This window comes from Coleofasciculus sp. LEGE 07092, from assembly GCF_015207375.1.
Taxonomy (GTDB): Bacteria; Cyanobacteriota; Cyanobacteriia; order Cyanobacteriales; family Coleofasciculaceae; genus LEGE-07092.
In genome coordinates this window covers 17,360-31,843 of the sequence record NZ_JADEWY010000080.1, presented here as the reverse complement: position 1 = coordinate 31,843, position 14,484 = coordinate 17,360, and the positions used below count along the sequence as shown (strand labels likewise).

At 44.6% G+C, this 14,484-nt stretch carries 11 protein-coding genes and 1 pseudogene; 8 read left to right on the top strand and 4 right to left on the bottom strand.

All coding sequences use genetic code 11. The annotated features are described in order from the left end of the window. Positions 1-158: 158 nt before the first annotated feature. Entirely contained in the window at positions 159-2,438 is a 2,280-nt protein-coding gene (locus IQ257_RS18800) for a GAF domain-containing protein (protein WP_193875335.1), read from the bottom strand. A 101-nt stretch (positions 2,439-2,539) separates the two neighbouring features. Between IQ257_RS18800 and IQ257_RS18795 the strand changes: the two genes are divergently transcribed. Together IQ257_RS18795 and cydB are read left to right on the top strand one after the other, a co-directional pair. Next, on the top strand, positions 2,540-3,982 hold the full coding sequence (locus tag IQ257_RS18795) for a cytochrome ubiquinol oxidase subunit I (protein WP_193875339.1): 1,443 nt from the start codon (positions 2,540-2,542) through the stop codon (positions 3,980-3,982). A 9-nt stretch (positions 3,983-3,991) separates the two neighbouring features. Next, complete coding sequence (gene cydB, locus IQ257_RS18790) at positions 3,992-5,005, top strand: cytochrome d ubiquinol oxidase subunit II (RefSeq protein ID WP_193875333.1); 1,014 nt, start codon at positions 3,992-3,994, stop codon at positions 5,003-5,005. Positions 5,006-5,092: 87 nt separating this feature from the next. Here cydB and IQ257_RS18785 read toward each other — a convergent pair whose 3' ends face one another. Next, the gene (locus tag IQ257_RS18785; RefSeq protein WP_193875331.1) at positions 5,093-5,326 is read right to left on the bottom strand and encodes a hypothetical protein; all 234 of its coding nucleotides are present in this window, start codon (positions 5,324-5,326) and stop codon (positions 5,093-5,095) included. 1,151 nt (positions 5,327-6,477) lie between these two features. Here IQ257_RS18785 and IQ257_RS18780 point away from each other — a divergent pair. The 5 genes from IQ257_RS18780 to IQ257_RS18760 all read left to right on the top strand — a co-directional run bounded on the left by IQ257_RS18780 (position 6,478) and on the right by IQ257_RS18760 (position 12,142). Continuing rightward, positions 6,478-8,274, top strand: coding sequence for a cytochrome c biogenesis protein ResB (locus IQ257_RS18780; RefSeq protein ID WP_193875329.1), 1,797 nt, complete (start codon positions 6,478-6,480; stop codon positions 8,272-8,274). A gap of 48 nt (positions 8,275-8,322) precedes the next feature. Next, entirely contained in the window at positions 8,323-10,041 is a 1,719-nt protein-coding gene (locus IQ257_RS18775) for a cytochrome c biogenesis protein (RefSeq protein WP_193875327.1), read from the top strand. Positions 10,042-10,070: 29 nt separating this feature from the next. Beyond that, positions 10,071-10,535 (top strand): ubiquinol-cytochrome c reductase iron-sulfur subunit, encoded by a 465-nt coding sequence (locus tag IQ257_RS18770; protein WP_193875325.1) that lies wholly within the window; start codon positions 10,071-10,073, stop codon positions 10,533-10,535. A 137-nt stretch (positions 10,536-10,672) separates the two neighbouring features. Continuing rightward, positions 10,673-11,515 (top strand): GDSL-type esterase/lipase family protein, encoded by an 843-nt coding sequence (locus IQ257_RS18765; RefSeq protein ID WP_193875323.1) that lies wholly within the window; start codon positions 10,673-10,675, stop codon positions 11,513-11,515. Between the two features lie 120 nt (positions 11,516-11,635). Then, on the top strand, positions 11,636-12,142 hold the full coding sequence (locus IQ257_RS18760; protein ID WP_193875321.1) for a hypothetical protein: 507 nt from the start codon (positions 11,636-11,638) through the stop codon (positions 12,140-12,142). 135 nt (positions 12,143-12,277) lie between these two features. Here IQ257_RS18760 and IQ257_RS30190 read toward each other — a convergent pair whose 3' ends face one another. Then, the gene (locus tag IQ257_RS30190) at positions 12,278-12,496 is read right to left on the bottom strand and encodes a hypothetical protein (RefSeq protein ID WP_228060830.1); all 219 of its coding nucleotides are present in this window, start codon (positions 12,494-12,496) and stop codon (positions 12,278-12,280) included. Beyond that, positions 12,457-12,648 (bottom strand): annotated as a pseudogene (locus IQ257_RS31585) (DNA cytosine methyltransferase); the annotation flags it as partial. The pseudogene IQ257_RS31585 and the gene IQ257_RS30190, both read right to left, overlap by 40 nt. Positions 12,649-12,770: 122 nt before the next feature. Here IQ257_RS31585 and IQ257_RS18750 point away from each other — a divergent pair. After that, positions 12,771-14,345, top strand: a complete 1,575-nt coding sequence (locus IQ257_RS18750) for a metallophosphoesterase family protein (RefSeq protein ID WP_193875319.1) — start codon at positions 12,771-12,773, stop codon at positions 14,343-14,345. Positions 14,346-14,484 lie beyond the last annotated feature (139 nt).

The following is a 14,484-nucleotide window of genomic DNA, read 5'->3' as shown; positions in this document are numbered from 1 at the left end:
GGTTTGATGGGCGTCTCTTGCCAAATGTTTCAGAATTTGTAATTCTACATCCATTGTCCTACTTAGCTTCCAGAGTTTTTTCTTTTAATCCCTTTATTCAGAATACTCGGAAAGTGACAGAAGAGGGATATATAACGTCTCTACTGCCCTAGTCAAATTCAGCTTTTACCCTCACCGTTACCTTCGCTGACTTGTTGATTGCCTAATTCCTCAACCGGACTGATGAGGATAGCTGATTCAGTAGCAGCCTCTTTCGCCTCCTCCGGTGCAGGTAAAATACGAACGCGGGCAAATTTCAACCCCGTGATACCTTGAAGTGGTTCGACAGTACTGGTGTGAATTTGAGTATCCACCCAACCTTCACGAGCTAGATAGCGCAAATACTGTTGGTATTCTGCCAGCTCTTCCGGCGTCGAATAAACCAGAGTCAGCATTCCCGGTTGGGTGATTCGCACTTGAGCGTGACTCTCCACTGCCTTGTCAATACGCTTTTTGACAATTTCATAGCGGGTGTCGCGGGTACTACCTCGCAGATCAAAGAGTTTATCGGTTTGTTCGTCGTGGAAAATATCGACGGTGGTATCCTGTATCAGTATTAGATGGGTAACTTGTAGGGGAGTCTCAAAGCGATCGCGTAATCGGAAACAGCTCCTAGCACAGTCACAAATTGCCCGTAGCTGTTCATAGCGTAGGCAATGGAGGTGGAACAAGGTAAATTGCGAGTTGATTGAAGCACCCGCATAGAGCATATGATCCATGCCATCCGTCAGCTCGAGATCGCAGTAGTGAGGCACAACCTTCTGCATACGTGCTTGCCAGCGTTCCCAGGTTTCTCGCAACACATTGTTAATTTCATGAATCATGCGATCATAGCGATCGCGTGCCGTATAAACACAGCGATGTTCATTATCACAAGCCTGCTCGTAAGCGTTTACAGCTTCTGCTGCTGCCGCACCGCATTCGCGAAAACAATCAAAGTACACCTCTAAACTCGTTCTCAAATATTGCACCGCCGTGACTTCTGCATCTACCATCACCCCTTTGCGCAAGCGCTCACTATACGCCAGTAAATCCTGCCGCAACTGCTGTAAGAAGGGAAATTCCCGATTCTGACAAACAGCATCTACCACGGCAACACCTAGATCGAATTGCGCGAGTAAATCCCGTTGAATTGCCCGATTGCGTTCTTCTGAAGAACCTCGAATATCCGAGATACCGTACATCGGATAGACATTGGCAAACACAATCGGTTCCGGTGGCAATCCCCAACTGCGGCGTTCCGCCTCTTCTAAAAAGCGCCATTCTACCGAAGGGTGGATGTGACTGAATTGCCCCTGAGCTGACTGACACACGGCAGAACTTAAGGCAGGGATTAACCCTGAAGCATTACTGACATCTAGTTGATCGAAGTTGTTGGGATGCTTGCTTGTCAGTGCAACGATTCCCATAAGCTGTTTGAGGGAGGTATCTCCTTCTGAGGTAGCAGCTATTAGCGGAATCACCAATAAAGAACGCACTCCTTGATTGCAGAGTGTCTTCTCAAAGTCAGTCTGACAATCGGTTTCTAATTTAGACACTCTCCAGACGCGATTGGCGCGTGCTGCCCGCAAAAAGTGGGAGTCTTTTAGAGACTCAATCCCATACTCTTGAGTCTGCATAACCTGATCTTCTTGGCAGGTGAACAGTTTCACCTCTTGACGCTTGACTCTCAACAGCAGGATATTATCAGCACGAAAGAGCGATCGCATTTGTTCATTGAACAGCCGAAACTTCTCCGAACGCAGCAAGGAGTCGTTTTCGATCAGCATTCCGATCAGGCGTCGGATAATTTCCTGATCGGTAACATCCAATCCTTCCCAGAGTAACTGACCTTTAATTCGATAATTGTCTAATTGCAGTCGCTCTTCCCAGAGGGGTTGGGGTATGAGTTCCTCAGCCGACAACTGCGACAATTTCAAATCTGCAAATTCATCCAGTTGAGGATCGATACGCTCAACTTTGAGATGCTCCGAACGCAACCAAAACTGAATGCAGCGCGGTTCCGGACTCAGGGTACTGTTGAGGAACACCAACGTTGGCTCATCCAAGAAACGCCAGTGGGTACAGTCAAGCTGATAGATATCTCGCAAAACCAGCGCCAGTACATGACGGCGATACAACCGCTCTTGTGCTGCTTCATCAAAGTCTAGAAATAGATCGCACAGACGAATTCCTTGGTTGTGCAAGTTGGCAGCAGCAGTACCGATTAAGCGACAGAAGGAATCATTGGCATATTGCAGAGTGAAGTTACTGGGTTCTACCAGTGCCATCAACAACTTGCTATGTTGGAGGAGGCGTGTAAGCCTGTTGCTATAGGTTTGTTGCGTCTGGTTAACTAAGATACCGCGATCACCCGATTCGAGCGCTGGCTGTTGATTGTTCCGATCTGAGGTTGACATAGTACACCTTCCCACTCCACCCTCGCTTATATCACAGCAGTTTAGACTATAGGGTATCTCATTGGTAGTTACACTGAGACACTAAGCAGGAAAAGGGAATGATCGAAATTCTGTCGAATACAGTCGCACTGTCCCGGATGCAATTTGCACTGACGGCTATCTTCCATATGCTGTGGCCTGTTTTGACTACAGGTATGGCAATTTATCTGGTGATTGTGGAAGGATTGTGGCTCAAGACACACAATCGGGATTACTACTACCATGCTCGTTTTTGGTCAAAACTCTATGTCCTCAACTTTGGCATTGGCGTGGCATCGGGACTACCGATGGAATTCCAGTTTGGCACGAATTGGGCACCCTTCTCGGAAGCTGTAGGGGACTTCTTCGGCAGCATTCTGGGTTTTGAAGGGGCGATGGCTTTCATGCTGGAAGCTGGATTTTTAGGCATTATGCTGTTTGGCTGGGAACGAGTGCATCCAGGGATTCACTACCTAGCTACCATCATGGTTGCCTTTGGTGCGAATCTCTCTACCTTCTGGATTTTGGTGGCGAATTCCTGGCTGCAATCTCCCACTGGGGGGGAAATGGTTAACGGCAAATTTGTCGTCAGTGACTACTTCCAGGCAATCTTAAATCCCTTCATGGTGAAAAGCGTGTCCCATATGTTCTTTGCCACCCTGGAAACCTCACTGTTTGTGATTGGTGGTATTAGCGCTTGGTATATTCTGCAAGGACGCCATCAAGCCTTTTTTACGCGATCGCTAAAAATTGTATTAGCGGCGGCGATCGCTGTTACTCCCCTACAACTCTACATCGGTCATCTCAGTGCCGAACAAGTTTATCATCACCAACCCACAAAACTAGCCGCGATGGAAGCCAAGTGGGACACCACACCGGCTGGACAACCTGCGGATTGGAGTTTACTGGCTTTACCCAACGAAACCAAGGAAAAAAACAATTGGGAAATCACGATTCCGAATGGGTTGGGATACATTCTGGAATTTAAACAGAATCTCTCTGAACCCGTTTTAGGTTTAAAGGAATGGAAACCAGAAGATCGTCCCCGCATGGTAGGGCTAATCTACTATTCCTTCCGAATTATGAGCGGGATTGGCTTCTTTTTGGCAGGACTGATGCTATGGAGTGTATTGCAATGGCTGTTGGGCAACTTCTCCCCGGAAAAAATTGCTCAACAAAAGTGGCTGCTGCGAACCTGGATTTTTGCTGCACCCTTGGGCTACATTGCTGTTGAAGCCGGTTGGATTGTACGCTGTGTGGGACGGCAACCCTGGACGCTCTATGGGCAAATTCGCACGGCTGATGCTGCATCTCACATTCCAGCGAGTAATGTCCTTACTTCTCTGACAGCCTTTGCCGTGATTTACAGCATTCTCTTTATCGCAACGCTGTACTTTGGCAGTCGAATTATCCGCAAAGGTCCAAACTTAAAATTACCCGTACCAGGACTAGATGATCAACCGGCTGTAGATACGACACCCGCAGAATTTGTTCGGGATCAACGTCCAGTGGAAGCGCAACAGTAAGGAGATGGCATGGAAGCGTTATTACATTTTCTTCCCCAGGTTTGGTTTGTCATTTTGGCGTTGTTTCTATTCTTATACGTCATGTTAGATGGGTTTGATCTGGGTGTTGGCATCCTATCGCTTACCAGCTCAGATGAAGAACGACGCAGTATTTTAATGACCAGTTTGGGAAATATTTGGGATGCCAATGAAACCTGGTTAGTTGTTATGGGTGGGGCATTGTTTGGCGCGTTTCCCCTAGCCTATGGAACGATTCTCAGTGCCTTGTATATCCCCATTTTTATGATGATTTTTGGGCTAATTTTCCGAGCGGTAGCCTTTGAATTTCGGGAACATTCCGAGCGTAAAGTGTTTTGGAATGTTGCCTTTGGTGCTGGAAGTTTTATTGCAGCACTAGGACAGGGATTTGCTCTCGGTAGCGTGATTGAAGGCATTGCCGTCGATGAAGCCGGTCATTTTATTGGTTCAACTTGGGACTGGCTGGATTGGCGATCGATTTTAGTGGCACTTACCCTGATTCAAGGATACGTTCTGATCGGTTCTACTTACTTAATTTTGAAAACTGAAGGAGAACTGCAAAAAACTCATTTTCGCACCGCTAAACTTGCCGCTATAACCACGTTTGTTGGCGCAATTTTAATCACAATTGCTACCCCTATATTCTATGAAGCGGTGCGAACTCGCCTCTTTAGCCCTCCCTTGGTTTATATCTTTGCCGTCATTCCTATACTCGGTGTACTGCTGATTGGGTTACTGTTGCGAAGCCTGAATCGACAGGAGGAACGTACTCCTTTTATCTGGACGATTCTGATTTTCTTACTAACGTTCATCGGATTAGGCTTGATTGTATTTCCTTACATTATTCCGATGCAAATTACAATCTATCAGGCAGCGGCTGCCCCCAGTGCGTTGGTGTTTATGATCATCTTTGTGGGGTTTTTAATTCCCATCATGTTGTTCTACAACATCTACCAATATGTTGTGTTTCGTGGGAAAGTTGTTGGAAGTGCTTATGGCGATTAAAATTCGTTACCCTTCGCTGCTGTAGTCATAAAAATTAGACTTTACCCATTGGGAAATAAAGTAGCGATTTAACCATGAGCGCAAACCCTAATTTGAATAAGTTTTAGTAACAGTCCGTTCAGCTATAGTTCCAGCCTCAATAAGTTTGGCTAGTGACTCGCTATCAAACTCGTTCAGAGCTTTGCACAGATTTTCAAAATGCTTGTATTTCTCCAAGCTGTACTGTCCCTCATCAAGGTTTAAGACTTGACAGAACTCCTTGTAATCAGTACTCCAATGAAAAGCGTTGAGAGTTTGAACAAAAGTTTTGATTGTCAGCATTTTAAGTGCATCGTGATAAATTAAGTTTAGAGAATACATGTTTTGACAATTGAGTGAGCGATTGTAGTAGTTCGGAGGTCTAAACATTTTATAAAATTACTATTATTTTTTAGTTATTATCCTAAAGTTTCTTTAGTTTGATTGATTGGGTCAGAAATAAAAATAAAGGAATCGTTACAGTAATCCTGTAACCTTCATTACACCACTTTTATTCGCAGAATTCCTGACTATTTAGATAGAGATGTGCTTAAAAAGTAAAGTAAGTTTTAAAAATTGACCAAAAACCTGCTGTAGCGAAGCCAAGCGCGAAGAAAGCTAGAGATATCTAACAAGAACTCTCCGCCAAATCTCGGCTCTTCCGTACTTAGTGTGCAAAATTATCAATAAGCTTCGTGTCTGAACCTGGTTGTATGTGATTTCAATGCGCTCAATATGTGCTTTATGGACAAATTTAGCTTAGATGATGCTAAAAACCTTACTGCACAAAGTTTTCAAGGAAATTTCAGATTAAATTAGCACACTAAGTACGGAATAACCTCGCTATGAGGACTAAATACTGACTCTACAAGACTTTCAGTCCATTTCAATGGACTTGAGCTATTAGCCCGGAGTTTGAACTCAGGGCGGATTTTCGGGCTTATCGACAAAGGTGCAAGTTATCAAACAAAATCGACTTAAGGCTCAATACCCACCTATTCATACGCTATTGTAGTCATATTTAATTATAACACTGATGTTCCAAATCATACGGCAGCCTGCAACTCCTACTACTCAGTGGAAGAGCGATTGCCGTGGACTGCTAATGAGGTGCAAGTGTGTGCAGTCAGACCTGTTTCCCCTCACCCAAGAGTTCCTCTTCCAAATGCTAGGGGCGCAGCGTGCTAGTATTGCTGTTTTCATGAGTTCTTTACATTTATTTAATGCTTAATTCGCATAAATAAGTAATTTTTGCAACTTTGAATACAAAACAATACGCTCAAAAACTTAGCTTGGAAGAGAGCTAAGTCCGTTGGCAGTAGTTCAACTTAACCGATGAGAGTCATCATTGCTAAGACGTTCATATTTTTTGAAAGATTAGTAAATTTATGCTTTGCTGGTCTAACGTCTGACTTCCTGATTTTGCGATTAAACCCAGTTTCTCATGGCTTAATATGTGGTCTAACCCTATTGTTCGATTCCTCGGCTCCATTAAACTTGCCGTTCCTGTATTGAGTATCATTATCATTGTCTTAATCGGGGCAACCTTTTATGAATCTCAAGTGGGCTCAACAACCGTACAACAAGAGATTTATAAAAGTCCCTGGTTTGGCGCGTTAATGCTTTTACTCGCCCTTAATCTAGGGGTTTCAGCATTATCTCGCTATCCCTGGCGGAGTACTCGCAAAATTGGCTTTGCTCTAACCCATCTCGGTTTAATCGTAATTATAGCTGGGTCTGCGGCAGTCATTCACTTAGGGGTTGAGGGAATGTTACTAGTGCGAACCGATAGCAGTGCAAATAATCAGATTCGGGTCGAGGGGGAATTATTGGAAGTGATGCAACCGGGGGGAACTTTACAGCAGGCAAATGTGTTTGTAAAACCCGACGGTTCAGTGACTCCTCAATCCTTTGCTGGACTTTCTTTATTGGATTATAGCGAAAATACGATTAAAACGGTTAGGTTTTCTGAAGGGGCAACCGTTGAGAATCCAGCGGTGCGGTTGAGTTTAACCAGTGAGCGGATGGGACAAAGACTGGAACGATTTCTCGCTATTGCGCCTGTGGCTTATCGGCAAATACCATTGGGTATTGCTGAGTTAGAAATAATTCAGGTAGATAGCCAATCTGAACTGCAAAAGCTATTATCTCCTCCACTAGCAGAAAACTATAACCCTTGGGGAATTATCCAAGTTAAATCTAATAACGGAATTAAAAACCTAGATGTAGAGAAAACTCTTAACCAATTGATTCAACTGGGTGAAAATTTCCAGATTAAGGTAGTCAGCTTTTTTCCCGATTTCCGACTCGATGCCAATAATCAACCCACAACCCTATCCCAAACCTTAAACAATCCAGCGGTGCAATTAGAAGTCTCTTCAGAATCAGGACTTGAACGCTGGTTTCTGTTTGGGCGGGATAATTTTGAGCCGATTCGCACCGTAGTTTCTGGAGAAGCAATAGAAGAACTTGCAATAAGCTATAAAATTAAGCCTCGAAAATCAGAAGATTATTTCCAGGTGATTGTAACTGATGAGGGAGAGTTGTATTATACAGCCAAATCCTCTAAGGGGTTTAAATCGGGAACATTAGCAATCGGTCAAGCAATAAGTCCCGGTTGGGCTGATTTTAAAATTACTGTAGAAGAGTTTATTCCCCATGCTAACCTGAACCGCGAAGTTGTCCCTGTCTCTGACTCAACAGTTCCAGAAAATCCGGCATTATTGGTTAAAACAGCAGCAGGAACAGAAACTTGGCTGCCTTGGGGAGAACCTACAACTATTGCTGAAACTACTGGTGATAGTTTAGCGGCGTTTAGTCCTAAAATATTAGAATTACCCTTTGCCATTAAACTCGAAGATTTTATTGTTGAACGCAATGAAGGGTCAGACTCGGTTGCCATGTGGACAAGCAAAATTAGGATTAATGACTCTCATAATAGTGTAGTTAAGTATCGGAATGTTTGGATGAATCATCCCACTTGGTATCAGGGGTGGAAAATTGCTCAAGCCTCTTGGAATCCCGGAGACTTGAAACAGTCAACGTTGCAAGTGAAGCGAGAACCTGCTTGGGTAACAGCGTTAACGTGGATAGGTTCGGCACTGGTTATTTTGGGAATTGGGGTAATGTTTTACGGGTCAGCTATTGTTAAAAAATTAGGTTATCACCGTCGAGATAATCAACAGCAGTCTGAATCTGAAACCCTACAACCAACAGCAACTGAAACTCAAGAATTAGTTGTTAGTCGTTAAATCAATCCCGATAAAAGCCAGACAACTTTTTAGAAGTACAGTTTAACTATGAAATTACTAAAATTTCTCATCGGACTTTCCTTGGGACTCCTTATCCTCGTCATTCCTTTCAACTCATTTCAAACTTCATCCTTAGAACCATTACAAACCCTAGCGGTTCAATTAGAAGGTCGAAAAAAGCCCTTAGATACTGTAGCACGAGAAACGGTAGTCCAAATTCACGGTCGTACTCATTACCGCACGGAAAATGGAGAAACCCTAAATTATCTGCAAACCTACCTCTCTCTTTGGTTTAATAATCGCGACTGGAATCAAGAACCTTTTATTTTCTTAAATTACCGTCCTTTAAAAGAACAGATTGGACTTAACCCAAAACAGAAGTATTTTACCTTTCAAGAGTTGATAGGTTCCCAACTCAGTTCCATTATTTTACAAGCACGGCAAAAGCAAGCAGATGATAGTGAGTTAACAAGAGATGAACGGGAAGCGTTAACGATTGAAGATAGACTCGCATTGATGCTGGAAACGGTAGGAACCAAAACACTCCCCCTCGTTCCCCATCCGACTGATAGTAAAGGGAAATGGGTCGGACTGTCTGAAGCAAAACAGTATTACGAACCGGGACAAGTTGCGCCTTTATTGGCAGATTATGAGAGTATGAAAGCCGTTTATCTCTCTAGTCCAACCCATGATGTAGCATTGGCAGAGATAGCAAAAGGGTTACAGCAAAAGTTAGCTGCCCTTAGTTCTAGGGTTTATCCAGATACTGCTGTTTTAAACCGAGAAGTGAGTTTCTATCAGTTACATCCTTTTGGTAAGGCGTGGGTGGTGTATGCGATCGCATTCTGTGCTATGCTACTTGTCTTGCTCTTCAACTCCGACAATTTCTACTGGGGAAGTGTTGGCATTTTTACCAGTAGTCTTTTACTCCATGGCTATGGGTTTATCGAACGGATGCAGATTGCAGGTCGTCCTCCAGTTACGAATATGTATGAGTCGGTGATTTGGGTAGGATTTGGTATTAGTGCGATCGCGCTTTTGTTTGAATTAATTTATCGTGCCAAATACTATCTCTTAGCGGCAGCACCGTTATCGGTTCTTTGTCTGGTTTTAGCCGATAGTTTACCGGCTGTTCTCGATCCCAGCATTAAACCCCTAGTTCCCGTTTTGCGCGATAACTTCTGGTTGAGTGTTCATGTTCCGACGATTACCTTAAGTTACGCTAGCTTTGCTTTAGCGTTGGGATTGGGTCATATTATTCTCGGGCATTACCTCTTTTTCCCTCACAAGCAAAAACACCTTCACAGTCTCTCTAAATGGAATTATGGGGTATTGCAAGTGGGAGTTTTATTATTAACCACAGGAATTATTCTCGGTGGTATTTGGGCACATTTTTCCTGGGGTCGTTTTTGGGGATGGGACCCGAAAGAAACGTGGGCGTTAATTGCACTTATGTGTTACATCGTACCGCTCCATGGTCGTTTGGTCGGTTGGTTAGGGGACTTTGGTATGGCAGTTACCAGCGTTGTCTCATTTAATGCCGTTTTAATGGCTTGGTATGGCGTAAATTTTGTGTTAGGAACGGGGTTGCATAGTTATGGCTTTAGTACAGGAGGGTCGGAGTTAATGGTTAGCAGTCTGGTGGGTGCAGATTTACTCTTTGTCCTCGCTGTAACAAGTCGCCATAAGGGTTGGTTTCCCTCTAAACAAACGGTATCGCTTGACCCAAAAGCTGGCGCTTCTGAAGTTCCAGTGCAACAATCTTGAGATATATAGATTAAGGGGTAAAGTTAAAGATGGAGCGTCGTAAATTTTTAGGTTGGGTTAGTGTTGGTGTCTTGGCAAGCAATTTGTCCGTTGTACTGGCGGCTTGTAATTCAGATACTTCCAATACAGAAGAACCCCAAGGGGAACAAACAAGTTCAGAAATTGATAAATCGGTGCGAGAGGATGGCTTTCAAGCCCTAGGTAGCGTTGAGCAGTTAGATCAAGAGGGTAAAATTTTAGATAAGACTAGTGCGGCTAAACCTGTTCTAGTTTTCCGCAATCCAGACACTAATACGATTGCGGCGGTAAATCCTACCTGTACTCACCAAGGTTGTACGGTGGAATTCAAGGCTGATGCTAAGGACTTAGCCTGTCCCTGCCATGGGTCAAAATTTAGTTTTGATGGTGAGGTGATTGAAGGACCTGCAAGCAAGCCTTTAGACCAATTTGAAGCGAAGCAAGAGGATAACTTTGTACTGGTGAAAGTCAGTTAAACTGAGATCTCGCATCCATGCCATAAATCGCGATAGTTTGAGGAAGTTGGGAAGATAGGACTAAAATCTGATTGATAAGGAGTTACTCCTGAACTCCTGTATTCTTCTTGATCAAACCAGATGCTGGATCGAAGCAAGTGGCTATTCACTCAAAGACCTTTCCTGCGTGGGCTGTAATATCCCTCACTGCCAATGGGATACTGCTACTAGCGATCGCTTGGGCAGTCCTTCGTCAGTCCCCGTGGTCGATACCCTTTCCTGTCAGCCAGTCCGTAGCGACGACTCGTCCTCTGAATGCAACACCTATCCCCACACCCGAACTCGGACCGCGCCACCAGCTTGATTACCAGCAGTGGGTAAGTTTGCTGGAGCAAGAGGCAGACGTTATTGCAGAACAGAAGCCTTCACAACTAGCCATACTGCTAGGGGATTCCATCAGCCTGTGGTTTCCCAGCGAACTACTACCCCCCAATCAAAAATGGCTCAATCAGGGCATCTCTGGCGAAACCTCAGAGGGATTGCTCAATCGTCTGGAGGTGTTGGATAAGACGCAGCCAGAGATTATTTTTGTGATGATTGGTATCAATGACCTGATTCGAGGGGTAAAAGACGATACGATCTTGGCAAATCAACGGCTGATCCTGCGCTACTTACACCAGAGTCATCCTCAAACTCAGGTTGTCGTGCAATCCATTTTGCCTCACAGTGGCAAACAGGCAACCTGGGAAGGACGCGATCGCTTGCTAGCAATCCCCAACCATCGCATTCAGGATATCAACCAGCGCTTAAAAGCGATCGCTCAATCTGAAGGTGCGATCTACCTCGACCTCTACTCCCTGTTTGCTGACTCTGAGGGCAATCTCAAAACCGAGCTGAGTACCGATGGTTTACACTTGAGTCCCCAAGGTTATTTAGTCTGGCACTACGCTCTCCAAGTCCTTAACCAACTGGTTTTAGACGGAGAATTTAATAATACATAATTCTTTCCAAGTTGCATCTGAATATAAAAACAGCTTAACAACATGAGGTCATATGTGCTACGCTATTGTTGTCATTTAATTATTTAATAGACTTAAGGTATCTATTTTTATGCAGTAACCATGAATCCCGAAGCTATACGCACCGTCTCTCACCTCAGGAGTGAATTTTACTCTCGATTTGCCGCAAAGATGAAGGTGCCAGTAAAGATTACCACCCGCAACCCCTCTACTGGCAATCTACCGACAGCCTCTTGGGTCGATGAAAGACAGCGAATGAATTACGTGTGTATTTACGCTTATACTGCACCAGATGCATTACTTCCCAAACGACCTTTTATTTTGCGCGTATCTGTTAATAAAGGGGCTGGGATAGTTCAATCAAGACTTTGGGGCAAAGATTGTCGGGGACTCAATCAGAGTTGGCACTTTGATTTAACTCTACTCCCTGAAGAAATTTTAGACTTTTGTACTTGGATCGTCAGTTTGATTAAGTCTCATAATAAAGGTTCTGTTTCTTTTGTCCCAGAACCTCCCCATCCATTTGATTTTACAATGGCTAATAATGAGTTATTAGTTAATGAGGCTTGGACTCAGAAAGCTCGTCAGGAAAGCAAAGTTATTTTATAATGCCTAGCTGTATAGGTGTGCAGAACGTAAGATCTGTTTTGGTTTCCTCCGGTTTGCTGCTGTTTTTCCCCTATAATTGCGATCGCATCTTTCCTCTAAAAGGTAAGTCAGTTCTAGAATTGGGGCAGTTCCAAACTAGCCTGTGGGTGTACCATTACCTTCTCTTATTCTCAAAAACTCAGCAATGGTTAACGCCAGTCCCCTAGACGCCAGGTAAGGCACGCCATTCCCAATCGTTTTAAACATATGACTCAGTGACATCGTAGCAGGAAGCGCGAACTCCTTCGGTAACGATTGTATGGCTAAGGCTTCAGCAACTGATCGTAAAAAATAAGGTGCTTTTTGGTCTTCCACAATCCTTTTACATTCTCAAATAAAAAGAAATCCGGCTGCTGCTGACAAATTAATTCAACATAACAAGCGGAAAGTTTCCCCTTATCACCCTCTCGCCCTCGGTTTTTTCCACCCATTGAAAAGTCAGGACAAGGGGGACTCCCAATAAATCCGAATCCCGATGCCTCATGAAACGTGCAGGCATCTTGCCTGTAATCCTTTCTGGGATAGATGAAATAGTCGAATGGGTCAGGTAAGTTCGGTCAGTAATAAGGAATCTAAAGAGTAAACCGTTATGGACTTCGTATCCGAGCCACCGATTGCAGACAAAATCCGCGAGATGAAGCAGCGGGTGCGGTGGCAAGAGCCGCCAATTGTCGAACGGGGAATCGATCAAACCTGCCTAGTTTTGGACGATGGTATTGCAGACAATCCAGAATTTTCATTTATGGTCGTGGGAGATACTGGCTTCGGTTCTCACAAACAGCACGATCCCCAACGACAGTTAGCAGAATTGATGTTAACCCACAGTGACAATAGCCGCTTTGTGCTGCACATGGGCGATGTCGTTTATCAGGTGGGTTCGAGCGAATACTACCCGCAAAACTTTATCAAGCCCTACCGAGAATTCCTAGTCGGCGGCGAGCATCCCAATCGCATTGCCTATGACCAAATGACCTTTAAACTCCCCTTTCTGCCCATTCCTGGAAATCATGATTACTATGACCTGCCGTTGATCTACGGACTAATGGCACAAGTGACGTGGCCCCTGCGCCACTTATTCAAATCTAAACTCGATCTCAACGTGGGTTGGCATGGTTCCGATAAAGGTAAAGCCTATGCAAAAGCATTTCTCGACTATCTCACAAAGTTAAACCTGCCAGGAGAGTTAGAGCGTCATCTGGATAATCATTACACCGCTAAGACCAATACTGGTCGGTGCCTGCGCTATGAACCCGGACGCTTTACTCGACTTCCCAACCGCTACTACACCTTTCGCAGCGGCGGAATTGACTTTTTTGCCCTCGACTCCAACACCTTTAACAGCCCTTCACCCATTCCGAACACGTCCGAAGGAGAAGCCTTTCGCCACCTGCTAGAAACGCGCCTGAGTAAGCTGGAACAAGAAAAACTGCAAATTATGGAAATGTCTGCTAACCTCAACCCCGACAACCCAGAGGAAGCAGAACAACTTGATGACCTAAATGCCAAGATGGAGCAAATCGAAGAAATTACCCTCGATATCGAAAAACAACTTGAATCCGATGAAAACACCGTTATCGACTTCGAGCAACTAGATTGGTTGCGACAAAAGCTAATTGACTCCTGGCATACAGAAGAGGTACGCGGACGGGTCATCTACCTCCATCATCCCCCCTACGTCACTGAAGCAACGAAATGGCAGCAAGCCCAGACTAGGGCAGTTCGCCGCCGCCTCCGTCAGGTACTTGATGCTGTTTCGGAGGGTATCGGTTCATTGTCACAAGGTCGTCCCCTCGTCGAGCTGATTCTTACCGGTCACGCTCACTGCTTAGAATACTTGCACACCGTTGATACAGGACACGCTGACTCTCATATTCCCTGGATCATCTGTGGTGGCAGCGGTCATAGTCTCCGCCGTCAGCGGCAGGAAGGATCGGAAATCCGGGAGTCCATTGGCTTCACAGATAGTAATTCTAGCCGACTAGTCGCCCAATCAAAACTTTATGTTGGTCGCCACGGTCATGGCTCAAAAAAGCGACGACCCTACTCGTTTTTGCGAGTTGATGTTCAAGAGGGTTGTCCCCCTAAGTTCGTCATCCGACCGTTTATTGCGGAACGATATAAGCGACAGTGGAGCAGTAGCCACATTGAACCGTTTGTACTATGAGATGACAAATGTAGAGACGTAAAATTTGGCGTCTCTACAAGTTCTGTTATCGGGAAACTCTAGGGGTTTGTCTGTTGAACAGGAATTATTCCTAAAGTTCAGGATTCAAATTTCCGAGTTGCAGGTAACATACCAGGAG

What these genes read in the sequence shown, in the direction of transcription:
- IQ257_RS18800 (WP_193875335.1), bottom strand. Translation starts at nt 2,438, where the DNA reads ATGTCAACCTCAGATCGGAACAATCAACAGCCAGCGCTCGAATCGGGT.
- cydB (WP_193875333.1), top strand. Translation starts at nt 3,992, where the DNA reads ATGGAAGCGTTATTACATTTTCTTCCCCAGGTTTGGTTTGTCATTTTG.
- IQ257_RS18785 (WP_193875331.1), bottom strand. Translation starts at nt 5,326, where the DNA reads ATGCTGACAATCAAAACTTTTGTTCAAACTCTCAACGCTTTTCATTGG.
- IQ257_RS18780 (WP_193875329.1), top strand. Translation starts at nt 6,478, where the DNA reads ATGTGGTCTAACCCTATTGTTCGATTCCTCGGCTCCATTAAACTTGCC.
- IQ257_RS18775 (WP_193875327.1), top strand. Translation starts at nt 8,323, where the DNA reads ATGAAATTACTAAAATTTCTCATCGGACTTTCCTTGGGACTCCTTATC.
- IQ257_RS18770 (WP_193875325.1), top strand. Translation starts at nt 10,071, where the DNA reads ATGGAGCGTCGTAAATTTTTAGGTTGGGTTAGTGTTGGTGTCTTGGCA.
- IQ257_RS18760 (WP_193875321.1), top strand. Translation starts at nt 11,636, where the DNA reads ATGAATCCCGAAGCTATACGCACCGTCTCTCACCTCAGGAGTGAATTT.
- IQ257_RS18750 (WP_193875319.1), top strand. Translation starts at nt 12,771, where the DNA reads ATGGACTTCGTATCCGAGCCACCGATTGCAGACAAAATCCGCGAGATG.